Origin of the sequence: Candidatus Arsenophonus nilaparvatae (assembly GCF_045346035.1) — a bacterium.
Classification (GTDB): Bacteria; Pseudomonadota; Gammaproteobacteria; order Enterobacterales; family Enterobacteriaceae; genus Arsenophonus; species Arsenophonus nilaparvatae.
Genome location: NZ_CP158507.1, coordinates 66,960 through 90,891 on the forward strand (window position 1 = coordinate 66,960; position 23,932 = coordinate 90,891).

General features: G+C 39.1%; 24 protein-coding genes and 5 pseudogenes. 25 read left to right on the plus strand and 4 right to left on the minus strand.

What is annotated here, in order from left to right; translation table 11 throughout:
• Nucleotides 1-73 precede the first annotated feature (73 nt).
• The 4 genes and pseudogenes from WH390_RS00340 to WH390_RS00355 all read left to right on the plus strand — a co-directional run.
• A pseudogene (locus WH390_RS00340) lies at nt 74-2,796 on the plus strand (Tn3 family transposase); the annotation flags it as partial.
• 294 nt (nt 2,797-3,090) lie between these two features.
• Nucleotides 3,091-4,307: pseudogene (locus tag WH390_RS00345) on the plus strand (IS91 family transposase).
• 516 nt (nt 4,308-4,823) lie between these two features.
• The gene (locus WH390_RS00350; RefSeq protein WP_032116476.1) at nt 4,824-5,093 is read left to right on the plus strand and encodes a hypothetical protein; all 270 of its coding nucleotides are present in this window, start codon (nt 4,824-4,826) and stop codon (nt 5,091-5,093) included.
• A gap of 41 nt (nt 5,094-5,134) precedes the next feature.
• Nucleotides 5,135-5,407 (plus strand): hypothetical protein, encoded by a 273-nt coding sequence (locus WH390_RS00355; RefSeq protein WP_052044960.1) that lies wholly within the window; start codon nt 5,135-5,137, stop codon nt 5,405-5,407.
• Here the strand turns inward: WH390_RS00355 and WH390_RS00360 are convergent.
• On the minus strand, nt 5,404-5,796 hold the full coding sequence (locus WH390_RS00360; protein WP_032116475.1) for a hypothetical protein: 393 nt from the start codon (nt 5,794-5,796) through the stop codon (nt 5,404-5,406). The genes WH390_RS00355 and WH390_RS00360 overlap by 4 nt on opposite strands.
• A 101-nt stretch (nt 5,797-5,897) precedes the next feature.
• Between WH390_RS00360 and WH390_RS00365 the strand changes: the two genes are divergently transcribed.
• The 13 genes and pseudogenes from WH390_RS00365 to WH390_RS00425 all read left to right on the plus strand — a co-directional run bounded on the left by WH390_RS00365 (nt 5,898) and on the right by WH390_RS00425 (nt 12,314).
• Nucleotides 5,898-6,713 carry an antA/AntB antirepressor family protein gene (locus WH390_RS00365; protein ID WP_081932924.1) on the plus strand — a complete coding sequence of 272 codons (816 nt, stop codon included), beginning with the start codon at nt 5,898-5,900 and terminating at the stop codon, nt 6,711-6,713.
• Nucleotides 6,714-6,722: 9 nt separating this feature from the next.
• Nucleotides 6,723-6,860, plus strand: coding sequence for a hypothetical protein (locus WH390_RS00370; RefSeq protein ID WP_155847019.1), 138 nt, complete (start codon nt 6,723-6,725; stop codon nt 6,858-6,860).
• Entirely contained in the window at nt 6,850-7,011 is a 162-nt protein-coding gene (locus WH390_RS00375; RefSeq protein ID WP_187290968.1) for a hypothetical protein, read from the plus strand. Before WH390_RS00370 ends, WH390_RS00375 begins: the two co-directional genes overlap by 11 nt.
• A complete protein-coding gene (locus WH390_RS00380) occupies nt 7,008-7,256 on the plus strand; it encodes a hypothetical protein (protein ID WP_032116474.1) in 249 nt (82 codons plus the stop codon). Before WH390_RS00375 ends, WH390_RS00380 begins: the two co-directional genes overlap by 4 nt.
• A pseudogene (locus WH390_RS00385) lies at nt 7,253-7,711 on the plus strand (DUF1071 domain-containing protein); the annotation flags it as partial. The gene WH390_RS00380 and the pseudogene WH390_RS00385, both read left to right, overlap by 4 nt.
• A 145-nt stretch (nt 7,712-7,856) precedes the next feature.
• Nucleotides 7,857-8,513 (plus strand): lambda exonuclease family protein, encoded by a 657-nt coding sequence (locus tag WH390_RS00390; protein WP_052044958.1) that lies wholly within the window; start codon nt 7,857-7,859, stop codon nt 8,511-8,513.
• A complete protein-coding gene (locus WH390_RS00395; RefSeq protein ID WP_032116473.1) occupies nt 8,465-8,899 on the plus strand; it encodes a single-stranded DNA-binding protein in 435 nt (144 codons plus the stop codon). The genes WH390_RS00390 and WH390_RS00395 overlap by 49 nt, the downstream gene beginning before the upstream one ends.
• Nucleotides 8,900-8,925: 26 nt before the next feature.
• Nucleotides 8,926-9,171, plus strand: coding sequence for a hypothetical protein (locus WH390_RS00400; RefSeq protein WP_032116472.1), 246 nt, complete (start codon nt 8,926-8,928; stop codon nt 9,169-9,171).
• A gap of 83 nt (nt 9,172-9,254) precedes the next feature.
• Complete coding sequence (locus tag WH390_RS00405) at nt 9,255-9,470, plus strand: KilA-N domain-containing protein (protein ID WP_032116471.1); 216 nt, start codon at nt 9,255-9,257, stop codon at nt 9,468-9,470.
• A gap of 13 nt (nt 9,471-9,483) precedes the next feature.
• Nucleotides 9,484-10,269, plus strand: coding sequence for an ORF6N domain-containing protein (locus WH390_RS00410; RefSeq protein WP_032116470.1), 786 nt, complete (start codon nt 9,484-9,486; stop codon nt 10,267-10,269).
• A gap of 184 nt (nt 10,270-10,453) precedes the next feature.
• A complete protein-coding gene (locus WH390_RS00415; RefSeq protein WP_032116469.1) occupies nt 10,454-10,696 on the plus strand; it encodes a hypothetical protein in 243 nt (80 codons plus the stop codon).
• Nucleotides 10,697-10,954: 258 nt separating this feature from the next.
• Nucleotides 10,955-11,206, plus strand: a complete 252-nt coding sequence (locus tag WH390_RS00420) for an excisionase (RefSeq protein ID WP_032116468.1) — start codon at nt 10,955-10,957, stop codon at nt 11,204-11,206.
• Nucleotides 11,181-12,314, plus strand: coding sequence for a phage integrase Arm DNA-binding domain-containing protein (locus tag WH390_RS00425; protein WP_032116467.1), 1,134 nt, complete (start codon nt 11,181-11,183; stop codon nt 12,312-12,314). The genes WH390_RS00420 and WH390_RS00425 overlap by 26 nt, the downstream gene beginning before the upstream one ends.
• A gap of 110 nt (nt 12,315-12,424) precedes the next feature.
• Here the strand turns inward: WH390_RS00425 and icd are convergent, their stop codons facing one another.
• The gene (gene icd / locus WH390_RS00430) at nt 12,425-13,675 is read right to left on the minus strand and encodes an NADP-dependent isocitrate dehydrogenase (RefSeq protein ID WP_032116466.1); all 1,251 of its coding nucleotides are present in this window, start codon (nt 13,673-13,675) and stop codon (nt 12,425-12,427) included.
• Between the two features lie 139 nt (nt 13,676-13,814).
• Between icd and rluE the strand changes: the two genes are divergently transcribed.
• The 8 genes and pseudogenes from rluE to WH390_RS00470 all read left to right on the plus strand — a co-directional run bounded on the left by rluE (nt 13,815) and on the right by WH390_RS00470 (nt 21,608).
• Nucleotides 13,815-14,444 carry a 23S rRNA pseudouridine(2457) synthase RluE gene (gene rluE / locus WH390_RS00435; RefSeq protein ID WP_032116465.1) on the plus strand — a complete coding sequence of 210 codons (630 nt, stop codon included), beginning with the start codon at nt 13,815-13,817 and terminating at the stop codon, nt 14,442-14,444.
• The gene (locus WH390_RS00440; protein ID WP_032116464.1) at nt 14,437-14,886 is read left to right on the plus strand and encodes an NUDIX domain-containing protein; all 450 of its coding nucleotides are present in this window, start codon (nt 14,437-14,439) and stop codon (nt 14,884-14,886) included. Before rluE ends, WH390_RS00440 begins: the two co-directional genes overlap by 8 nt.
• Nucleotides 14,887-14,975: 89 nt before the next feature.
• Complete coding sequence (gene mnmA, locus WH390_RS00445) at nt 14,976-16,085, plus strand: tRNA 2-thiouridine(34) synthase MnmA (RefSeq protein WP_032116463.1); 1,110 nt, start codon at nt 14,976-14,978, stop codon at nt 16,083-16,085.
• Nucleotides 16,082-16,708, plus strand: coding sequence for a high frequency lysogenization protein HflD (gene hflD / locus WH390_RS00450; RefSeq protein ID WP_032116462.1), 627 nt, complete (start codon nt 16,082-16,084; stop codon nt 16,706-16,708). Before mnmA ends, hflD begins: the two co-directional genes overlap by 4 nt.
• Nucleotides 16,709-16,729: 21 nt before the next feature.
• Entirely contained in the window at nt 16,730-18,100 is a 1,371-nt protein-coding gene (purB, locus tag WH390_RS00455) for an adenylosuccinate lyase (protein WP_032116461.1), read from the plus strand.
• Between the two features lie 174 nt (nt 18,101-18,274).
• A pseudogene (phoP, locus tag WH390_RS00460) lies at nt 18,275-18,963 on the plus strand (two-component system response regulator PhoP).
• Nucleotides 18,950-20,422, plus strand: coding sequence for a two-component system sensor histidine kinase PhoQ (gene phoQ, locus WH390_RS00465; RefSeq protein WP_032116460.1), 1,473 nt, complete (start codon nt 18,950-18,952; stop codon nt 20,420-20,422). Before phoP ends, phoQ begins: the two are co-directional and overlap by 14 nt.
• A 58-nt stretch (nt 20,423-20,480) precedes the next feature.
• Nucleotides 20,481-21,608, plus strand: a complete 1,128-nt coding sequence (locus WH390_RS00470) for a cupin domain-containing protein (protein ID WP_032116480.1) — start codon at nt 20,481-20,483, stop codon at nt 21,606-21,608.
• A gap of 71 nt (nt 21,609-21,679) precedes the next feature.
• Here WH390_RS00470 and pepT read toward each other — a convergent pair whose 3' ends face one another.
• A complete protein-coding gene (gene pepT, locus WH390_RS00475) occupies nt 21,680-22,933 on the minus strand; it encodes a peptidase T (protein ID WP_032116459.1) in 1,254 nt (417 codons plus the stop codon).
• 108 nt (nt 22,934-23,041) lie between these two features.
• Nucleotides 23,042-23,866 (minus strand): annotated as a pseudogene (gene cobB, locus WH390_RS00480) (Sir2 family NAD+-dependent deacetylase).
• Between the last annotated feature and the right edge of the window lie 66 nt (nt 23,867-23,932).

A 23,932-nucleotide genomic window follows, 5' to 3' on the forward strand; every position in this document is an offset into this window, starting at 1 on the left:
CCAGATAATCCGTCATGCAAAAAATGATAAATTCAATTCTCAAAAACGACCATTTTTAAGAACAAGGAGGCATATGCCACGCCGTTCAACGTTGTCCGCTACCGAGCGGAAAAACCTGATGGTGTAACCTAATACCGATGATGAATTGATCCGGTATTACACACTCACTGAAGCTGATCTGTCATTTATTCTACAACGACGCGGTGATACCAACCGACTGGGTATGGCTATCCAGTTATGTTTGCTGCGGTTTCCTGGTCAAGGTCTATTGACCGATACTGTTATTTCTACATCGCTGTTAGCATGGGTCGGAAGCCAGTTAGGTATCAATACGGCCTGCTGGTCTCAGTATGCTGAGCGGGGAACTACACGCCGAGAGCACATGTTGGAGTTGCGCGCTTATCTGGGTATGGAGGCCTTCGGGTTGACACACTACCGACAGGTTTTACAGGCTACGACTGAGCTGGCCTTACAGACAGATAAGGGCATTGTGCTGGCTAATAGTATGCTTGATACGTTACGTCACAGGCATATTATTATTCCAACCGTCGACGTTATCGATCGCCTATGTGCTGAAGCTATCACCCGCGCCAATCGGCACATTTACGAAGCATTGACTGGCTCTCTCAAAAACAGTCATCGCCAGCGCCTTGACAACCTTCTAGAGCTTAAGGAAGGGAGTAAAATAACGTGGTTGACTTGGTTACGTCAATCACCTATCAAACCAAACTCACGTCATATGCTTGAGCATATTGAACGCCTAAAGTTCTGGCAGGCGATTGATCTCCCAGACGGTATTGAGCGGCAGATCCACCAAAATCGTTTACTCAAGATAGCCCGAGAAGGGGGTCAGATGACACCTTCTGATTTGGCAAAATTTCAGTCGCAGCGGCGTTATGCCACATTGGTGGCCCTGGCTATTGAGGGGATAGCCACAGTCACTGATGAAATCATCGACCTGCATGATCGCATTATTGGTAAGCTGTTCAATGCAGCCAAGAACAAGCATCAGCAACAGTTCCAAGCCTCTGGTAAAGCGATCAATGATAAGGTGCGAATGTATGGGCGTATTGGTCAAGTGCTGATTGAAGCTAAGCAAAGCGGTGGTGATCCGTTTGCCGCCATTGAGACCATCATGTCATGGGACACCTTCGCCGCCAGCGTTACAGAGGCACAAACATTGGCGGGACCCGCTGATTTCGACTTCCTGAATCACATAGGCGAGTGTTATTCCATGCTACGCCGTTATGCACCAGAATTTATTACTGTGCTCAAACTAAGGGCAGCTCCGGTAGCCAAAAGTCTACTCAATGCCATTAATGTGCTACGTTGCATGAACACTAATAACATTCGCAAAATGCCACTGGATACACCTATCGAATTTATCAAGCCGCGGTGGGCCAAGCTAGTCTTGAGCGATGGAGGTATTGACCGACGTTACTATGAATTATGTGCTCTATCGGAGTTAAAAAACGCGCTTCGCTCAGGCGACATGTGGGTACAAGGGTCTCGTCAATTCAAGGATTTCGACGAATACTTAGTATCGGTCCAGAAATTCGCCACCCTAAAAATTTCCAGTGAATTACCGTTGGCAGTGACCCATGATTGCGACCAGTATCTACGTGACCGGCTGGAATTGCTGGAAACACAGTTGGCAAGAGTCAACCATCTGGCAGCCACCCATAGCCTACCAGACGCCATCATTACAGATTCTGGCTTGAAAATTACACCTCTGGAGGCTGCAGTGCCGGATGCAGCACAAACTCTGATTGACCAGTCAGCCATACTGTTGCCACATATCAAGATCACCGAATTGTTGATGGAGGTCGATGAATGGACTGGCTTCACACGTCATTTTACACACTTGAAGACGGGTGATATGAGTAAGGACAAAAATTTGTTGATGACGACGATCCTAGCTGATGCAATTAACCTGGGTCTGACAAAAATGGCCGAATCCTGCCCAGGTACAACCTACGCAAAACTGTCCTGGCTGCAAGCCTGGCATATCAGGGATGACACTTACAGTGCAGCGTTGGCAGAACTGGTAAACGCGCAATTTCGTCAACCCTTTGCTGGTAACTGGGGTGATGGAAAGACATCATCTTCGGATGGACAAAACTTCAGAACAGGCAGCAAAGCAGAAAGCACAGGACATATCAATCCGAAGTATGGAAGCAGTCCAGGGCGTACTTTTACACCCATATCTCCGACCAATACGCGCCTTTTAGTGCAAAGGTTGTCAACGTGGGTATCCGCGATTCAACTTACGTGCTGGATGGCCTATTGTACCACGAATCAGATTTGCGAATTGATGAGCATTACACCGATACAGCCGGTTTCACTGATCATGTATTTGGTCTGATGCATCTACTGGGATTTCGTTTTGCACCCCGTATTCGTGATTTGGGTGACACTAAATTATTTATTCCAAAGGGTAATAACGCCTATAGTGCACTTAATGCATTAATAAGTAATGATAAATTGAATATAAAACAGATACGCGTCCACTGGGATGAAATTCTCCGATTGGCTACGTCAATCAAACAAGGAACAGTTACGGCTTCACTGATGTTACGAAAATTAGGAAATTATCCGCGTCAGAATGGGTTGGCTTTCGCTTTGCGAGAGTTGGGTCGTATTGAACGAACTCTTTTCATTCTGGATTGGTTGCAAAGTGTTGAATTACGCCGTCGGGTTCAGGCAGGATTGAATAAGGGAGAAGCTCGTAACGCATTATCTCGCGCAGTGTTTTTTAATCGATTAGGTGAAATTCGTGATCGGGGCTTTGAACGAATCAGCCTACGGCTGCAAATCGATAACCAGTAAGTACAGACATGAAAAAAACCGCCTGTAATTGATTTTAAGGCTATCAAATAAAAAAACCTATCATTCCCTATTACCCATCGTATATCTCTTCATAAAAAGTGATACAGGACGTTTTATAGCGTGTTTTGTCGGTTAGTTAAATAAGATTTGGTTAAATAATCCTGCAACGTTAAAATTGATTATTTTTTCACCCTAAAACATGACAGTTATTAATCGTTAAATGGCTAATTTCGTTTCTTTTTTCCGTGAGTTAACTTCCCGATGAGAGCTGATTTTCAACCCAAACCGTTAAAATTGCTTTTTGAGCGGAATAATGCATGGGCGGCGATCATGGAAACTACCCAACTGAGAGATATTGAAATCGAGGTGGTAACAAAAATGTTAGCCTGTGGCACAACGATGATGGGGTTCCGTCAATACTGTTGTGAAAATGAAGATTGTGCTCATCAGAAGTTAGTTTGTTTTACCTGCAAGGGACGAGGTTGTCCATCCTGTGGAACAAAAGCCACGGATACTTGGATAGACACAAATATAATGCGTTTACCGGATGTCGAATGGCAACATGGTACGTTTACGATGCCGGATAGTCTTTGGCTTCTCTTTGAATTGAATCGATGGTTACTAGGGAAACTGTTCCCGTTTGCTGCGGACAATTTACTTTATGCAGCAAAAAAACGGGGATTAACAATGGGTATTTTTGGTGCGCTACATACCTATGGGAGAAAACTAAACTGGAACACGCATATTCATCTCTCATGGACAATGGGCGGCATCAATCAAAATGAAAAATGGAAGTCGATGCAATTTGACCTCGCTAAAGTCAGAAAACGTTGGATGTGGAATATTCGACAATATCTTCTTTCTGTCTGGGGGAAAATTTACCTACCTGAAAGTTTACAGCACATAAGAGATTATGATGAGTGGAAGCGGTTTATTCTGAATGCAGGGAAAAATGCTGAAGGTAAAGATTATTGGCATGTTTATTTTGCCGACCCGACATCCAATGCCCAAAAAACAGCAAAGTATATTGGGCGTTACCTGAAGAAACCGCCAGTCTCTGGCGCAAGGCTAGCGCATTATGATGGAGGAAGTCGCATTACGTTGCGGTTTTTCGACCATAATACCGGTCATTATAAAAATTTAGATTTAACCCAGAAAGAATTAATTTTACGGCTTATCAAACAGATCCCCGAGAAACATTTTCGGATGATCCGTTATTTTGGTTTTTGGCAAATCGAGTGGTGGGAAAATTACTCGATATTGTTAGAAAAGCAGTGGGACAATCGGCATTCAAAAGAAAACGTTCGATGACTTTTACCCTGCTAAGCCAGCGGTTTTTAGGAGTCGATCCGTTTAGTTGCATTCTTTGTGGTGGCAGGATGAAATTTTCTCGTTTTATCGAAGGATTGAGGATAGCTCAATTAGTCGATCATGCTTTAGAGATTGCTCGAATGCGTTACGTCCCCTTTTTGGGGTAAGGGGAGATCTACTTAAAATCCACTCAATTGTACAAAGTTAACTCATATTGTTCATAAAAACATCATTACCGCTTATTGACAAATCTTTCTCTCGCCTCAAAAAGAAAAAAATCACGTTTGATACCCGTTATGCTGCTTAATAATTAATGTTAATTTTTCGTTAAATTATTTTTGAAATTCTTATACATTTTGTTTAAATTATTTTTGAAATTCTTATACATTTTGTTCAAGCATGAATTCCATTCCATCAAGCATGAATTCCATTCCATTAAACTTTTGTGTGTTGTGGTAAATACGCAAACCACTGCCGCCTGAGGTGGCTAAATAATCAGGCAATCAAATCAATTTCAGGATGTGTGAATGCGGCTCAGCGCTCGTGGGACAGTCAACACTATAAATTATCTTTCAAATAGCTAAATATAGTTTGATTGCGTTTACCCGTCCGTGATGACTGTAATCGGACACCAAGTGGCACTTGGCACACATCCTTAAGCTTATTAATATTTAGGAGAAAACATGAAATTTAAAGAGTTGAGTGAAAAATCACAAGACAAAGCACGTGAAGTTTTAGCTAATCTGTTAGAAATTAATTACAAACGCGATTTATCGTTAAACGAAGTCGATATTAATACTCTAGGCCACAAAATTAGAAACGCATTTGTAGCCTTAGAGAATCATAATTTAGCTGTCAATCAATATGCAAATATGAGTATTAGTGAAAAACAAAATTGCTCTTTAACCAGTAACCCACCAGATTTTAGGGGTGCCATTGGGATTGGGTACTGATGCAGCAATAAATAATTAGAATAAACAAAGGAGTACACATCATGAGACTGGACAATTCACGCATTGTAACGTCAAACCATCCAAATTTAGTTAACTTCATAGATATGGCTTATGACGGTGATAATCATGCGCATTACATCATTAATCTTGAGCCATTAGATGCAGAAGACGAATACACGAAAGCACTTAAGACCTTTATTCATTATTTAACTGAGCAAAATAAATACCTGAATAAAGAAAACCATAAATTAACAAAAACGTTGAATGGCATTTGGCGGTCTATGCAGAGTTTGAACCTGCAACCAAGAAATTAAAAGAATTTCAGTATTGCCGTTGCAGCACTAATAGTCACAACGATTACACCACCAAGTTTTAAAAGTAGTCCAGTAGCAATAGTTTCAACATCTTTACGAATCAACGCTATTTGACCATCTGTTTTCTCGAAACGTACCGTCATATCTTTACGAACATCAGAGATTTGTGCATCTACTTTTTCGAAACGTAAATTCATCTCAGCAGATAAGTCTTTACGAACATCAGCAATATTGCGATTTACTTCAACAATATCAGATTTAGTCGCTACATCAGCAACCTCATGCGATCTACGTACAACAAGTGAAATAGCCTTAGCTTGCTGACTAGTAAGTCCAGCCGTTTGAAGCTCTTCTGATGCTTGTAGTGTATCAAATGCAACTTGACCCATAGGAAATCCTCCTTTTGGGTAAGTATAACGGGTTTAGGGTTCAATCTGCAAAATCTTTCACGTTAACACCTTAATTCGTTTAATTACGGAGAAATATTTTTATGTCTAAATTACATCAACTAATTACAATCGAAACAAAAAACATTAACGGTGGCTTAATCCCAACGGTAAATGCCCGTGATTTACATGCATTTCTAGAAGTTGGCAAGGATTTTACCACATGGATTAAAGACCGAATTAACCAGTATGGATTTGTTGAAAATCAGGACTACATAATTGTAGAAAATTTGAGCTCCCCAAAATCGGGGAGTGCAAAATCTCGCCAACGTCTAATGAAAGACTACTATATCAGCATCGATATGGCGAAAGAGTTATCAATGGTTGAGCGTAACGAAAAGGGGAAACAGGCCAGACAGTATTTTATTGAATGCGAAAGACGGATTTTACAACCTCAAACATTACTACCAACAACCAAAGAACTGGCACTCATGGTTGTTCGTGCTGAGGAAGATAAAGAAAAGCTATTACTAGAAAACAAGAACCTCACAACAGAAATCGATAGCCTAAAAAACCTGTTTCAGGTTGGTATGTCACCCGTTCAGTTTTGCAAACAACTTAATGGCGTAAATATTAACCAGGTTAACCTTTTTCTAGAATCGCGTCATTTTCTCTACGATGCAGAAAAGGATATCAGCAAGGCTCATGTCTGGCGTGTTCATTCTTATGCAAGAGATAAATATTTAACCGAATCCCCCTTCATCATGACAAACGATTATGGGCAACGTCAGTGTTACAAAATCGTTCTGCTAAAAAAGGGGGCTTCATGGCTATATAACCAATACCTCAAAAGTAAGCTACCGATGAAGAAAGAGTGGAATGGTGAATTCACCCACGACAAATATAGTCAGGTGGCATAAGGGCTAACTATGAACAAAGACAACATCCTGCTAGCGCTGGCAAGACAGGCAGCAAAGTTAGCGATTAATACCCAACGACAAGATATATGGCTCATCGCTTTATCACTGCAACTAAAAGCTTATGGAAAAAATCATCATGCCACTTAAATCAGAAATGTCGAAAAAACGTCATATTAAAGAAAAAATTATCACCCTGCTACTGAACGCACACTTTTCACAAAATGAAATCGAGTTATTAGTCGCCGAGATTAAAACCAGAAAAAACAGGATGCTATTTCAGTTCGAGGAGGTCAAATGAACCCTTACGCCATGCAAGATGACTGGTACGAACAACAGCAAGAAATTGCTTATTGGGAGGACAGGCTGGACGACGAAATCAGCGAACTTGTCCAGCCTGTTTATGACTGCCTGCCTTCCTCAGTGATGCGAAAACTCAGTATTGAGGATTTTGACGATATCTGGAAGGCACTGTTTGACCATTTCAAAAATGAGAATATCCATCAGTACAAAGCACTTCGAGCGCCCAAGAGGAAATATCTATGAGCGAAATACAACATACCGAAAAAGAGATAAGTTTTCAACAACAGGTTTGGGAAACACTGTCGGCGATTAATGTTAACGATAAAGTTGAAAAGAAAAGCGGCCTTTCTTATCTCTCATGGGCTTGGGCATGGGGCGTATTAATGGCACATTACCCAGAATCCTACTATGTCATTGATGCCGTTAGCTATAACAATGATGGCAGTGCCATGGTGTCATTAACCCTCACTGTTAAACAGGGTAATAACGAATGTCCGCGCAAAATGTGGTTACCCGTTATGGATTACCGGAATCAGGCTATTTCCAATCCTAACGCCGTTGATATCAACAAAGCGCTGATGCGCTGCCTCACTAAAGCCATTTCGATGTTTGGATTAGGATTTTATATCTATGCGGGTGAAGATTTACCTGAGCAGGAAAAAGTTGTGATGCAGAAAGAAGAAGCGCAACAAAAGGCTCGTTACAATCAATTAATCAAGGAATTAAAAACCGCAGCAAAAGGTGGCGTTGAATCCATGAGATCGCATTGGGAACAGTTAACACCGGAAGAGAAAGGAATTATTGGCGAAGAAAATAAAAATTTAATTAAAAACGAGGCTAATCATGAAGCAGAAAACGGACGAGTGGTTTCACGCAAGACTTGGGAAAGTCACCGCCAGCAATTTACACAAGGTGTTATCCAAAGGCAAGGGAACAACACAACGAAACTACCTCATGCAGTTAGTCTGTGAAACCCTTACCGGACGACGAGAAGAAATTAAAACCAATCAGGCCATTGAACGGGGAATTGCACTTGAACCTCAAGCCAGAACGCGATATTGCCTCAATGAGTTTGATGTCACGGTCACCGAAGTGGGCTTTATTCCCCACCCGTCTATTGCACTATTTGGTGCCAGTCCTGACGGCCTGGTTAATGATGATGGACTTATCGAAATCAAATGCCCCAACACCACTACCCACATTGAAACCATTGTTACAGGAAAACCCAAATACGAATACCTGTTACAAATGCACGGCCAAATGATGTGCACAGGGAGAAACTGGTGCGATTTTGTCAGCTATGATGACAGACTCCCCCCTAACCTTGCCTACTATAAAATCCGAATGTTCAAGGATGATGATTTAGTTAACGAAATTGAACAAGCCGTTCAAGTATTTATCGAAAAACTGAAATCAGAAATCAACAAAATTAATCAATATGTGGAGACCCCATGGCAAACCAGAACCAATGTAATTTTACCGGACGAATCGGCAAATTAGAAATCCGCTATATTCCCAGTAACGATATTTTTATTCCATTTACCACATTTTCTCTAGCTATTAGTAAATCAAGGAAAGATAGTAACGGTCAATGGATAGACGAAACGACATGGATTAATTGTAAGGCATTTAAACAAATAGCCGAATATATTGAGAAGCATGCACAAAAAGGCACTTTTGTTCGTGTTACTGCTGCCTATCAAGAGAATAAATGGACAGACAAATCCGGTCAGCAAAGGATATCACCGGAATTTCTGGTCAACAACGTTGAAATATTGGGCAACCGGAAAGAGACGAAACCGCAGGAAAGCCAAGGTAGAACGGGTATACCAACCACTAACCCTATTCATCAAGCTGATTTTGAAGACCAAGATATACCTTTCTAGACGCTAATTATACCGGAGGTTAAGTTATGAAACTTAACATCATTAAATTATTAATCACGACATTATTGTTTATCAGCGCGGCATTTGCTTTCGAATTGATAGTTGGTCACATTGCGCACGCCGATGCCGTTATTGACCCGCAAATCAGGTTTAAACGTGGCGAATTAGGCAATATCCATTTAGGTGGGCAAGAGCTACTAGTTATCGGTATTATGATAGTCCCTGCACTCCTGGTCTATTTGGGTGTATTCCTCGACACATTGAAGAAATAGTTACAAAACAAGAAGTCATTACCCACCTAACCTATTCCACTTAATCAATGCTCATTCATCAATTAATTTTGAGGAATTACGATATGCAAAATTTAACAAATGAACATTACCCTATCATTGCTGGCGTAGAAATAACGACAGACTCAGAAGGCCGTTTCAACCTTAATGCGTTACATAAAGCCAGTGGTGGCAAAGATGCTAAACGCCCTAAAACATGGCTTGAGACAAAACAAGCCAAAGAGTTAATTGAAGAGCTAAGGCAGAATTCCGCCTTAGGTCAAGAAGTAATCAAAGCTTAAAAGGAGAATCACGATGAAAGCTGAATTAATTACTATCGATTCAAGTCAATTACCCGTTATCGAGTGGCAAAATGTTCGAGTGGTAACTACTGAAACCCTTGCTAAGGGGTATGGTGCCAGCATGAAAAACATTCAAGATAATCTAGCAAACCATAAAGCTCGTTTTATCGAAGGTATCCATTATTTCAAGCTGGAAGGTAATGAATTACAACAGTTTAAGAGGGTACCCGATAATATCGGGTTGGTTAGTAAATATACAAGCCAGCAGATTTTATGGACGGAGAAAGGCGCAGCTCGTATGTCAAAAATTGTTGATACCGACGAAGCATGGTCTTTCTTTGAAAAAATGGAAAACGCTTATTTTCATCCTATCCAATACCAAAAAACACTACCAGGAAATTATATTCAAGCATTGGAAGCACTCGTTGAGTCAGAAAAAGAAAAACTGGTTATTTTAGATGAACGTGATGAAGCTATTAGAACAAAATCACAAATCAGCCGCACTCGTGAAGCTTCTGCAATGGGTAAACTCAGCTTTGCTACCCGTAAAAATCGGGAACTGACAGAACGACTAGGAGAAAGTGTTAAACATGCCACTATCACAGCAGTAAAGAATGCCACAGGTAAAAAATATAAATTTGCCCCACTTCGCAGATGGTGTCGTGAGAACCATGAGGAGGCAACCGAAGTACCGGATATTCGTTATGGTCAGGTTAAGTCATGGCCAGCTGAATCATGGTTACAGGTATACGGTATCAATCTGAAATCGTTATTTGCTAATAGCCGACGTATTCACTAGAAATTGACAACTATTTGGTATTTCCGCATCTCTCAAAAAAAGACCAGCGCAAGGCTGGCCAACACCAGGGAAAATGTTGCTGTTAACCAACACACAACGGCAATGATATTACCACAAATAATTCATAAATGATCACTTTTTGATCAAATCTTACATTTATTTAATCAATAACCGGAGAAATCTTATGAATAACACCCATGAATACAGAACAACGTTACATCATGTCAAAGCAGGGATGCAGGTTATTTATCATGGTGAGATGATGAAAATAATTAGATTGAAGGAGAAAAAATTAAGAAACAAAGGATTGATATATCAATTTGATACTGATGGAGAAAGCGGAACATTAACCGGAAATGGCGGTAATAAAATCACTGTGTTAGAAAAAATAGACGACTTGCATAAAAATAAAAGCTGGTATGTTTAGGAGATGAAGTGAAGTATGACCTGATACTCGCAGACCCACCCTGGCAATACCAAAATAAAGCATCAAACGGCGCAGCAAATAAACCCTAATAATCTACCTCACTAAATTATATCCCTAACCTAACAAAGAACGAAGATAACCATTCGTGCTTAGGCTATCTGTTTTTGTGAGGCAATGAAGCGCCTGAGAATAGTGTGAGTTTTTGAATAAATTTTTAAGAACAAAGACTCATGTAAATTACAAAGTAAGGTGATGATTATGTCAAGAATGATTAATTTGGAAGAATGGGCAAAACTTGAGTTTGGTGAAAATGCCCCTAGTGAAAGAATCTTAAAAAAATATGCAAAAGCTAAGATGATTTCACCGCCTGCAATAAAAGTAGGACGCAAATGGATGGTAGATCATGAAGCACGATATATTGGAATTGTTGCCAAACCACAATTAGCAAAAAACTATAACGAAAAACTCCAGAGGATAATTTTAGATGGCAGCCAGACGTCGTTCTCATAAAATAACAATTCCTAACTTATATCGTAAATTAGATAAAAGAAATGGAAAAATCTATTGGCAATACAAGCATCCACTAACTGGAAAGTTCCATAGTTTAGGCACTATGGAAACTGAAGCTAAACAAATTGCCATTGAAGCAAATACGATTATCGCTGAACAACAGACACGTCAATTACTTTGTATCAATAGTAAACTATCAAGAATCAAAAAAACTACACCTAGTATTACTGTAACAACTTGGATAGATAAATACATAGACATACAAAAAGAACGGTTGGATGCAAATGAACTAAAAATAAATTCATATAAGCAAAAAATAAAGCCAATTAATTTATTCCGCCAACACTGTGGAATGAAAGAATTAGAAAACATCACCGCTCTTGATATTGCAGAAATTATTGATTCTGTTAAAGCAGAAGGCCACAGTAGAATGGCACAAATCGTCAGAATGGTTATTATTGACATTTTTAAGGAAGCTCAACACGCCGGCCACGTGCCACCAGGGTATAATCCAGCAAAAGCAACAAAACAACCTCGTAATAGAATTAAAAGAGAACGACTATCCATTGATGAATGGCAAACCATATACAAACAAGCTGAAAATCATCCTCCATATTTACAATGCGGAATGCTCCTTGCCATTGTTACAGGTCAACGTATTGGTGATATAACGAATATGAAATTTTCTGATATTTGGGACGATATGTTACACATAAAGCAAGAAAAAACAGGTAGCAAGGTTGCTATCCCATTGTCACTACGTTGTGATGCAATCAATTTTTCGTTACGAGAAGTTGTTTCTAAATGCCGTGATTCAGTAGTAAGTCCGTATTTGATTCATTATAGGAATACCACATCACAAGCCAAGAGAGGAGAAAAAGTTACGCCAAATACTCTAACTACAACGTTTAAAAAAGCTAGAGAAAAATGTGGGATAATTTGGGAAAAAGGATCGGCTCCAACTTTTCATGAACAGAGATCTTTATCAGAGCGTTTGTATAGAGAGCAAGGGATTAACACTAAAAAATTGCTTGGCCATAAATCTTATAAAATGACTGATAAATATAATGATGATAGAGGTAAAGAATGGCAAATTATTGCTGTTTAATTGCTCAGTTTTGGGGAAAAATTTTGGTGATATTTTGGGGAACAAACCAATAGCTCGCAAATTAAATGGGAACCGTTAAGTTCCCGTGATTAATTCAGCAAAGCATAAAATTACATATGATTGATCACTGCATCACCAAACTCACTGCATTTCAATAGTTTAGCACCTGGCATTAAACGCTCAAAATCATAGGTGACGGTTTTGGCAGCAATCGCCCCTTGCATGCCTTTAATAATTAAGTCAGCGGCTTCTGTCCAACCCATATGGCGTAACATCATTTCAGCGGACAGGATAATCGAGCCTGGATTGACTTTATCTTGACCTGCGTATTTCGGTGCTGTTCCATGGGTTGCTTCAAATAGTGCACAACTATCGCCTATATTGGCGCCTGGGGCGATACCGATGCCCCCAACTTGGGCCGCTAATGCGTCAGAAATATAATCGCCATTGAGGTTCATACAAGCAATAACGTCATATTCAGCTGGCCGCAACAAAATTTGCTGTAAAAACGCATCAGCAATCACGTCTTTGATAATTATATCTTTACCCGTCTCTGGATGCTTAATTTTCATCCATGGACCACCATCAAGTAATTCACCACCAAATTCTTGTTGTGCTAACTGGTATCCCCAATCTTTAAAGGCACCTTCAGTGAATTTCATTATATTGCCTTTATGCACTAAAGTGACCGATTTACGATTATTTTGGATAGCATACTCAATTGCTGCTCGTACTAGCCGCTTAGTTCCTTCTTCTGAACAGGGCTTGATACCAATACCACAATTGGTTGGAAAACGAATTTTATTTACTCCCATCTCATCTTGCAGAAATTTAATTACTTTATCTGCCTCAGAGCTGCCTGCTTTCCATTCAATACCTGCATAAATATCTTTAGAATTTTCGCGAAAAATCACCATATCAGTCAATTCTGGCTGTTTTACTGGGCTAGGAGTACCTTGATAATAGCGCACTGGTCGTAAACAAATATAGAGATCGAGTTGCTGTCGTAAAGCAACATTTAAGGAACGGATCCCGCCACCAACAGGTGTCGTTAATGGCCCTTTAATAGACACATGATATTGTTGGATCAAATCGAGTGTTTCAGCGGGTAACCATACATCCTTACCATAAATTTGAGTTGATTTTTCACCAGTATAAATCTCCATCCAAGAAATCTTTTTATCACCGTGGTAGGCTTTTTTTACAGCTGCATCAACCACTTTTAACATCACCGGAGTAATATCAGCACCAATACCATCCCCTTCAATATAAGGAATTATTGGATTATTAGGGACATTAAGCTTACCTGCTGCAAGTGTAATCTTTTCACCTTGTTGAGGAACAACTACTTTGCTTTCCATCAATCTCTCCTTTTATTATCTTAGCGCAATACCTGTTAACTTATGGTAAGAATATTGCATGGTACTTGAATAATTTTTCTACGCCAATGTTTGCTAATTTAAGGTATAATAGGGATCTCATTTTTTATTAATCATTGCTATGACAAATCTGCAGCATAAAAAGAGCAAATCAAAACAATATCATGACAAAAATAGCGCAAATTTTGTCAAACATATGATTAGTTCACGTAAAATATTACTCTTTAATAAACCGTTCGATGTATTGTCACAATTTACTGACCAAATTGGTCGGCAGACATTAAAAAATTATATTCCTATCACCAATGTCTATGCTGCCGGGCGTTTAGATCGCGATAGCGAGGGTCTGTTAATACTCACTAATGATGGCAAATTACAAGCCAAATTGACCCAACCAAACAATAAAATGGAAAAAATTTACTATGTGCAAGTTGAAGGTATACCGGAATCAACCGCATTACAAAAATTTTGTCACGGTTTACTATTAAAAGATGGTATGACCAAGCCAGCAAAAGCTGAACTTGTGGCTGAACCCGACTGGCTTTGGCCACGTCATCCTCCTATACGCACAAGAAAAAATATTCCAACCTGTTGGCTAAAAATTACCTTATCAGAAGGCCGCAATCGACAAATACGTCGTATGACCGCCAACATAGGGTTTCCAACCTTACGATTGATTCGCTATAGTATGGCTAATTTTCAATTAGGTAACTTACAGCCAGGTGAGTGGAAGGAGGTCGATTTTGTTTAAACCACACGTTACGGTTGCTAACGTCGTTCACGTTAAAGGTAAGTTTTTAATTGTAGAAGAAATTATTAATAATAAATCAGTCTGGAATCAACCAGCTGGACATTTAGAAGCTAACGAAACTATTTTTGCTGCCGCGAGCCGCGAGCTATATGAGGAAACCGGTATTAATGCAGTTCCCCAGCAATTAATAAAAATCCATCAATGGATAGCCCCTGATGGCTGTGCTTTCCTGCGGTTTCTTTTTCTGATTGAACTGGATGAGATGCCTAAAACCTCCCCACAAGATAATGATATCCACCAATGTTTATGGCTTACTGCTGATGAAATATTATCCAGTCCATGCCTGCGCTCGCCTTTAGTAGCAGAAAGCATCCGCTGCTTTATCAGTCAAGAATTTCTCCCGTTAACATTAATCGACCCTTATCAATTTCATACCGGCTAATAGAGATTAATCCTTATGCTACTATGGTGCAACTTGCCACTGCATGTTAAAATATTTGAGTTTATGTTTACCCGCAATGAGATTTATTCATGTCAGATAGCCAGTTAAAAAAAGTCATCGTTGGTATGTCCGGTGGCGTTGACTCATCCGTATCCGCTTACCTATTGAAACAACAAGGTTATCAGGTTGCCGGTTTATTCATGAAAAACTGGGAAGAAGACGATAATGATGAGTATTGCTCAGCAGCTACCGATCTTGCCGACGCGCAATCGGTATGCGATAAACTCGATATAGAACTGCATACCGTTAATTTTTCCGCCGAATATTGGGACAATGTTTTTGCCCATTTTCTTGCTGAGTATAAAGCTGGCCGCACACCGAATCCCGATATTCTATGTAATAAAGAAATTAAATTTAAAGCATTTCTAGAATTCGCAGCACAAGATCTGGCAGCAGACTATATTGCCACCGGCCACTACGCTCGACGCAAAATTGTTGATGGTCGCCATCAATTATTGCGTGGTTTGGATAACAACAAAGATCAGAGCTATTTTCTTTATGCGTTGGATCAAGCTCAACTAGCACAAAGTCTTTTTCCAATCGGTGAACTGGAAAAATCAGCCGTTCGCCGTATCGCTGAGGACGTTGGTTTAATTACCGCCAAAAAGAAAGACTCAACAGGAATTTGTTTTATTGGTGAACGAAAGTTTCGTGACTTCCTCGCTCGCTATCTGCCAGCTAAACCAGGTACAATTATAACAGTTGATGGCAAAATTTTAGGTGAACATACAGGGTTAATGTATCATACGTTAGGTCAACGTAAAGGATTAGGTATTGGTGGTGTAAAAGAAGCAAACGACGATCCGTGGTATGTTGTCGATAAAGATATTAAAAATAATCAGCTAATTGTTGCCCAAGGCCATAACCACCCACGTTTGATGTCCACAGGACTCATCGTCCAACAAATCCATTGGATTAATCCACCAGCGTTAAACGAAGCCAATCAATATACAGTTAAAACCCGTTATCGACAACCAGATATCCCCTGCACAATTAAGCCACTTAGTGACAATAAAATCTCCGTGCAATTTGACTACCCTATTGCAGCCGTTACACCTGGCCAATCAGCAGTTTTTTATCAAGGTGAAATTTGTTTAGGCGGTGGCGTCATTGAAACACGTATTCAGGAGTCAATGTGAGCAAAAATTTTTATGATATTACTCTTGCATTTGCCGGTATTTGCCAAGCATGTCGTCTAGTTCAACAATTGGCTCATGAAGGTAAAATTGACGATAATACGGCAGAAGTAATGATTAATAGCACCCTAAATATTAATCCAACATCCACATTAGCGGTTTATGGCAATAGCGAGGCAAATCTTCGTGTTGGTTTAAATACTTTACTTGCTATACTTACCGCTTCAAATAATACGCTTTCCTCCGATTTAACCCGCTACTTATTAAGTCTCATTGGCTTAGAACGACGACTAAGAAAAAATCTATCGGCTAGTGATGAACTTAAACGGCGTATTGAATTACTTCAACAGCAAAAAAATTATTTTGAACCTATGTCCAGCGGTATTTTTAATGCGCTGGCAGGAATTTATGTAGATGTTATTAGCCCTATTGGCCCACGTATTCAGGTAACAGGTTCTCCCGACATGCTGCAAAATAGCTCGATACAAGCTAAAGTACGCGCATTACTTTTTACTGGTATTCGTAGCGCCGTTCTCTGGCAACAAGTCGGTGGAAGCCGCCTACAATTAATGTTTTCGCGACAACGTTTGATCACTCAAGCAAAAGAAATTCTTGCTCATTGTTAATAAATCTGGGAGTCACTACCAATGGAATTATCTTCACTGACTGCTGTATCGCCAATTGATGGCCGCTACAGTGATAAAGTCAGTCTATTACGTCCAATTTTCAGTGAATTTGGTTTACTGAAATATCGTATACAAGTAGAGGTACGCTGGCTACAAAAATTAGCAGCATGTGCTGACATTAAAGAAGTACCCGCATTTAGTGCCGAAGCAACGGCTTATCTTGAGCAAATTGTCGCTAACTTCAATGAAAATGACGCCATTCAGATCAAACAAATTGAACAAACAACTAACCATGATGTAAAAGCGGTTGAATATTTTCTAAAAGAAAAAATGGCAGCCATGCCTGAACTTGAAAAAGTGGCTGAATTTATTCATTTTGCCTGTACCTCTGAAGATATTAATAATCTTTCCCATGCCTTAATGCTAAAAATCGCCCGTGACCAAGTGGTTCTCCCTCAATGGCGAAAAATCATTAATAGACTAAAAGAGATGGCGCGTCTTTATCGCGCATTGCCGCTACTATCAAGAACCCATGGTCAACCCGCGACGCCGACGACGATAGGTAAAGAGTTTGCTAATGTCGCTTATCGTATGGAGCGGCAATATCAGCAACTTGAGCAAATCGAAATTTTAGGCAAAATTAATGGTGCGGTGGGTAATTATAATGCCCATTTATCCGCTTATCCTGATATAAACTGGCATCTGTTTAGCGAACAGTTTGTTACTTCGTTAGGTATCAAATGGAATCCGTTCACAACCCAAATTGAACCCCACGACTATATTGCTGAACTCTTTAATTGTATTGCTCGTTTTAATACTATTTTAATCGATTTTGATCGAGATATCTGGGGTTATATTGCCCTTAATCATTTCAGACAAAAAACTGTCGCTGGTGAAATTGGTTCATCAACCATGCCACATAAAGTTAACCCGATTGATTTTGAAAATTCTGAAGGTAATCTTGGACTAGCCAATGCCTTATTAAATCACCTGGCGAATAAGTTACCGATTTCACGTTGGCAACGTGATCTCACTGATTCAACGGTATTACGTAATTTAGGGGTCGGTATTGGTTATGCATTGGTAGCCTATCAAGCGACATTGAAAGGCTTGAGTAAATTAGAAGTTAATGAGCAGAATTTACAAACTGAATTAGATGCTAATTGGGAAGTGCTGGCTGAAGCTATTCAAACTGTTATGCGCCGTTATGGAATTGAAAAGCCTTATGAAAAACTAAAAGCTTTAACCCGCGGCAAACGGGCTACAGCAGGCGACATCAAAGCATTTATTGATAGCTTAGATTTACCACAATCAGAAAAAAATCGTTTAAAAACAATGACGCCAACCAACTATATTGGTTATTCAGTCAATCTGGTGGACCATTTAAAATAACATTAATAGGTGAGTAATATTGATTGCTCACCCTACTTTTCGTTTAATTAGCCAATCAAATCACATAATTATTTTCTTTTCATTCAGTAATATCTTGCCGTCATCCAGCTATCCTTCTAACATAGGATTTATTACTACTTTTTCTAGTAGATTTATTCAGAAATTGAGGTTGTTATGCGGATATTAATTGTAGAAGATAATGCGCTTTTACGTCACCATCTAACTGTCCAGTTAAAAGAGACCGGTCATCAAGTTGATGCAGCAGCAGATGCTAAAGAAGCCGATTATTTTTTACAAGAGGGTAATCCCGATATTGCAATTGTTGACTTAGGATTACCGGGTGAAGATGGATTAAGTATGATCAGGCGTTGGCGGCAGGACAACATTAAATTGCCTATTCTAATATTAACCGCTCGTGAACGCTGCAAGAAAAAGTGGTTGCCTTAAATAGTGGTGCCGATGATTATGTGACAAAACCTTTTCATCTGGAGGAGATTTTAGCACGGGTTCAAGCATTAATGCGCCGTAACAGCGGACTTGCTTCGCAAATACTTCAACTAGGTGATTTTATTATTGATATGTCACGTAAAGAATTCACTATTAAAGATAAAAATATCAAACTCACCGCATTTGAATATACTATTTTAGAAACCTTAATGCGTAATAATAGTAAAGTAGTGAGTAAAGAGTCATTAATGCGCCAGCTTTATCCGGATGCAGAATTACGCGAAAGCCATACTATTGATGTTTTAATGGGACGATTAAGAAAAAAAATTATGCAAGCGTGGCCTAATTATGTCATTGTGACCGTTCGTGGGCAAGGTTATCGCTTTGACGCAGAACATTCAGATGATACAATTTAATTTTTTAAAACGCAAAAAACCCTTTTCGTTGCGAACACGTTTTTTACTCGCAACTTCGGGGATAATATTAGCATTGACACTTTCATATGGTGCCGTTGCAATCGTTGGCTATTTAGTTAGTTTTGATAAAACAACCTATACCTTACTACGTAGTCAAAGTAATCTATTTTATAGCTTGGCGCAATGGCGTAATAATAAGTTAGATATCCATGTCCCAACTGATTTTACCTTAAATGCCCCAGCCTTTATTTTAATTTATAATCAACAAGGTGAAATTTTGTGGCGACAACGCCATATACCTGCGATTGAAAACGCCATCGAAAAAGAGTGGTTAAAAAAGGATGGATTGTACGAATTAGATACCGATTTAAATACCACTCGTGAATTAATTAAAGTCTCACCTAACGGCAGTAAACCGGCGCAAAAAGTGACTGATATTAAAGATAAATATTCCTCTTTAACTCACTCAGTTTCTGTCAACCACTATCAGGCAACTAAAAATCTGCCGCAACTTACTATTGTTGTAATAGATACTTTACCTTTAGATCTACAGAAAACTGGATTAGTTTGGGAATGGTTTGGTTATGTTATATTAGCCAATTTTATTCTGGTTATTCCAATGCTTTGGCTAGTAACTTCCTGGAGTTTATACCCAATAGAATCATTAAGTTCACAAATAAGTGGCATCGAAAAAGGTGAGCGAGAAGCGCTGGATCAAAATCCGCCATTAGAGCTCAACGGATTAGTGCGTAACTTGAATAATTTACTAGTAAATGAACAAAAACGCTATACCAAATATCGAACTACACTTGCTGATTTAAGCCACAGCCTAAAAACCCCATTAGCGGTATTACAATCAACCCTCCGTTCTCTGCGCTCAAGCAAACAAATGATCATTGAACAAGCCGAGCCTATCATGCTGGAACAAATTGGCCGAATTTCACAACAAATAGGCTATTATTTGCATCGTGCTAGCATACATAGTGAAGATCATTTCGCAATCCGAGAAATTTCTTCAGTTTCTGCCTTATTAGATAATCTATGCAGTGCCTTAGCCAAAGTATATCAACAAAAAGGCGTCAATTTGACTCTCGATGTCTCACCTGAAATCACTTGGATGGGTCAACCGATAGATTTTATGGAGATTATGGGTAATATTATTGAAAATGCTTGTAAATATTGCCTTGAATTTGTCGAAGTTAGCGCTAGTAGCACTGAAAATTCATTAACCATTATCGTCGATGATGATGGTCCTGGTGTTGCTGAAGATAAACGAGATTTGATTTTTTTACGCGGTCAACGTGTTGATACTCTACGGCCAGGACAAGGTTTAGGGCTCTCTATTGCAGCTGAAATTATTGAACAATATGACGGAGATATTGCTATTACTCATAATCCATTAGGTGGAGCACGCGTGGTTGTAACTTTTAGACAACAATCGCCCATGACAGATAGCTAATAGCACTAACACCATTTTCTTATTTTAATCTGACAAAATAAATATGCAAAATAAAATAATTAACTATCAACTTAACATCAATTGGCCAGATTTCATCAAAAATTATTGGCAAAAAAGGCCGCTATTAATTAAACAAGGATTTACTAATTTTATTGATCCTATTTCAGCTAATGATTTAGCTGGATTAGCAATGGAAGATGAAGTGGATAGTCGATTAGTTAGCTTCCAGAATGGAAGTTGGAATGTCACTCATGGCCCTTTTGATAGCTATGATCAATTGGCTAAAACAGGATGGTCACTGCTAGTACAAGCCGTTAACCATTGGCATTATCCATCGACTGCTTTAATCGCGCCCTTTCGTGTTTTATCTGATTGGCGAATTGATGATTTAATGGTTTCTTATTCTGTTCCAGCAGGTGGCGTTGGCCCCCATATTGATCAATATGATGTTTTTATTATTCAAGGTCTTGGCCGCCGTCATTGGCGAGTAGGTGAAAAAATTGCACTAAAACAGCATTGTCCACATCCAGATCTACTCCAGGTAGAGCCTTTTGCTGCCATTATTGATAAACAACTTGAACCTGGCGATATCCTTTATATCCCGCCAGGCTTCCCCCATGAAGGCTACTCCATTGAAACTTCACTTAATTACTCAGTCGGTTTTAGATCACCGACTAGCCGTGAATTATTTAGTAGTTTTGCTGATTATCTTATCGCTAATGACTTAGGTAATTATCATTATAGCGATCCAGATATAGCGACACGTGACAATCCGGCTATGATCTTGCCAACAGAATTAACTGAAATACAACATATAATGCAACAATTGCTTGCTCAACCACATATTTTTAACCATTGGTTTGGCACATTTATCTCTCAGTCTCGTCATGAGTTAGATATCGCGCCGCCCGAGCCATCCTATACTGTTGAGCAAGTTATCCAGCTTCTTTGTCAAGGAAATACCCTTTACAAACTTAATGGCTTACGTACCTTGAATGTTGCGGATCAATACTTTGTTAATGGTGAACAATTAATATCGCCTAAATTAAACATAACAGCTATTAATATACTTTGTGAAAAACAGGAAATTCACGCTGATATGCTAGGCAACGCATTGAATGACAAGGATTTCATGCAATTAGTCACTAAACTAATTAATGATGGATATTGGTATTTTAACGATTAGAATTGTTTAACCTGTATATAATAAAACATGTTGGCTTAACTAGTTGATAATTTTATTTTGCAGGTTAATCATCATTGGTTCGCAGCAACTCGATCAAATTTAACATATTGCACCGTTAATGCCACAATGCGAATAATCACATCAACTGCCTGCTGCATACCTTCTAAACAGATAAATTCATATTTACTATGAAAATTATATCCGCCAGTAAAAATATTAGGACAAGGTATGCCATAAGCAGCTAACAATTCCCCATGGGTAATATCTCGATTCAGTTGCACATTAGGTTTTATATTGCAGTCAATCATTGCTTGCTTGGCAATATCAATAACATGTGGATACTTGTAAACCACTTTATTCATGTTGTAACAAATGTCATCAACCGTCAATTCAATGTAACAATCAGGATGCAGATCTTTTCCCTGTTCTTCCGCAATTTGGAACATAGCTCGCTTACGTTTGGCAAAGTTTTGTTCATCAAAATCACAAATAATATAATTCATTTCAGTCTTATCTACTGTGCCTTTAATACAACTCAGATGATAAAAACCTTGATCCATTATTGAATACGTTGCTATTTCTTGGCTTGGGATCTGATTATGAATGCGGGTAGCCAATGTTAAAGCATTTACCATACCCTCCTTGGAACTCTCCTTTAGCATCCCTTTACCGATAATTTTTATCCTCACATTCGCGATATTAAAATTTTCATATTCAAGCCCACCAATCCCCCTACCAACTAAATTATAAGCCCACTCAGCATTAAATTTTTTTAAATCGATGTTATTTGCTCCGCGACCTATTTTGGCATCGGGTGTAAACACAATATAGATGTCACCATGAGGAATATTTTGCTGTATTAGATGAGTTATCGCCGTCATAATTTCAGCAATACCTGCCTTATTTTCTGCCCCTAATAACGTTTTACCATCACTAGTAATTATTGTTTTACCTATCATTTCATGCAAAATGGGAAACATTACTGGCGATAACACCACATTGCCAATACCCAATGCGATATCACCGCCACGATAATTTTCAATCAGTTGTGGCTTAACATTTTTACCAACAAAATCGGGTGAAGTGTCAAGATGGCAAATAAAGCCAATCGCAGGAACCGGATGTTCAATATTGGCAGGCAGCTTCGCCATTAAACAGCCGTTTTCTAGCAACTCGCTAGTAGAAACTCCTAGCTCTGTCAGTTCGGTCAGTAATAACTTTGCTAATTTTGCCTGGCCTATACTGCTGGGCTTAGATTTAGTGTAGCTCTTTGATTGAGTATTAATCGCACTATATTCCCAAAAACGCTCTAAAAGCCTATCCATTTCTCTTCCCCCAATGAGCTATTACCGCATTATGCGAAAGGAATTAATGACAATTATTGCGTCAAATCAGTTTTAGCAGATATATTAATAAAATGCATTATTACTTAATCATACTTTGAGCTCTGCAAGTAGCCCGCTAATATATTTTTCAACAATTTTTGTGGCAGCACCATAATGTTTTTCATCAAACTGGCTTTCAACCTGACTGGGTTCAAGATTCAATTCAACGGTATGTGCACCAGCAAGTTTAGCTTCATGTACAAACCCAGCGGCAGGATAAACATGTCCCGATGTACCAATTGCAACAAAAATATCGGCTGATGATAAAGCCTGATAAATCACCTCCATACCTAGTGGCATTTCACCAAACCAGACAATATGGGGACGCAAAGGTTGAGGAAATTGGCAACAGTGACAACGATCATCAGTTGTTAGATCTCCTTTCCATTCAATAACCTGACCTGATTGACAGCAGCGAGCTTTTAATAATTCACCATGCATATGAACAATGCGTCTACTACCCGCTTTTTCATGTAAGTTATCGATATTTTACGTAACTAATAAAAAATTATTACCCAGGAAATGTTCTAATTTTGCTAAAGCATGATGGGCTGCATTGGGTTTTATATCTGCTTGCTGTAATTGATAACGCCGCTGATTGTAAAAACGTTGTACTAATTCTGGATCTCTAACAAAACCTTCAGGTGTTGCAACATCTTCAACCCGATGTTCTTCCCATAAACCATCCGTTGCGCGAAAAGTACGAATTCCAGACTCAGCTGAAATCCCGGCGCCGGTTAATACGACAATTTTTTTTGTTTTCATCTTATCAATCAACTGTTTGTCTCGGTAAAAAAGGCAACAACGAAATCTTTGTCGATGTAAGTTTTTCTTTTTACGTAACTTTCTAAGTCGACAATAAAACCACATCATTGGACAGTATCCTTTTTCATGCTAAACGACCCATTACTTTCAACCAAACCATCGCCTCTTTTAGAT

Coding starts and splice junctions, on each gene's coding strand:
- WH390_RS00350 (WP_032116476.1), top strand. CDS start 4,824: ATGAAATTTAAAGAGTTGAGTGAAAAATCACAAGACAAAGCACGTGAA.
- WH390_RS00355 (WP_052044960.1), top strand. CDS start 5,135: ATGAGACTGGACAATTCACGCATTGTAACGTCAAACCATCCAAATTTA.
- WH390_RS00360 (WP_032116475.1), bottom strand. CDS start 5,796: ATGGGTCAAGTTGCATTTGATACACTACAAGCATCAGAAGAGCTTCAA.
- WH390_RS00365 (WP_081932924.1), top strand. CDS start 5,898: ATGTCTAAATTACATCAACTAATTACAATCGAAACAAAAAACATTAAC.
- WH390_RS00370 (WP_155847019.1), top strand. CDS start 6,723: ATGAACAAAGACAACATCCTGCTAGCGCTGGCAAGACAGGCAGCAAAG.
- WH390_RS00375 (WP_187290968.1), top strand. CDS start 6,850: ATGCCACTTAAATCAGAAATGTCGAAAAAACGTCATATTAAAGAAAAA.
- WH390_RS00380 (WP_032116474.1), top strand. CDS start 7,008: ATGAACCCTTACGCCATGCAAGATGACTGGTACGAACAACAGCAAGAA.
- WH390_RS00390 (WP_052044958.1), top strand. CDS start 7,857: ATGAAGCAGAAAACGGACGAGTGGTTTCACGCAAGACTTGGGAAAGTC.
- WH390_RS00395 (WP_032116473.1), top strand. CDS start 8,465: ATGGCAAACCAGAACCAATGTAATTTTACCGGACGAATCGGCAAATTA.
- WH390_RS00400 (WP_032116472.1), top strand. CDS start 8,926: ATGAAACTTAACATCATTAAATTATTAATCACGACATTATTGTTTATC.
- WH390_RS00405 (WP_032116471.1), top strand. CDS start 9,255: ATGCAAAATTTAACAAATGAACATTACCCTATCATTGCTGGCGTAGAA.
- WH390_RS00410 (WP_032116470.1), top strand. CDS start 9,484: ATGAAAGCTGAATTAATTACTATCGATTCAAGTCAATTACCCGTTATC.
- WH390_RS00415 (WP_032116469.1), top strand. CDS start 10,454: ATGAATAACACCCATGAATACAGAACAACGTTACATCATGTCAAAGCA.
- WH390_RS00420 (WP_032116468.1), top strand. CDS start 10,955: ATGTCAAGAATGATTAATTTGGAAGAATGGGCAAAACTTGAGTTTGGT.
- WH390_RS00425 (WP_032116467.1), top strand. CDS start 11,181: ATGGCAGCCAGACGTCGTTCTCATAAAATAACAATTCCTAACTTATAT.
- icd (WP_032116466.1), bottom strand. CDS start 13,675: ATGGAAAGCAAAGTAGTTGTTCCTCAACAAGGTGAAAAGATTACACTT.
- rluE (WP_032116465.1), top strand. CDS start 13,815: ATGACAAATCTGCAGCATAAAAAGAGCAAATCAAAACAATATCATGAC.
- mnmA (WP_032116463.1), top strand. CDS start 14,976: ATGTCAGATAGCCAGTTAAAAAAAGTCATCGTTGGTATGTCCGGTGGC.
- purB (WP_032116461.1), top strand. CDS start 16,730: ATGGAATTATCTTCACTGACTGCTGTATCGCCAATTGATGGCCGCTAC.
- phoQ (WP_032116460.1), top strand. CDS start 18,950: ATGATACAATTTAATTTTTTAAAACGCAAAAAACCCTTTTCGTTGCGA.
- pepT (WP_032116459.1), bottom strand. CDS start 22,933: ATGGATAGGCTTTTAGAGCGTTTTTGGGAATATAGTGCGATTAATACT.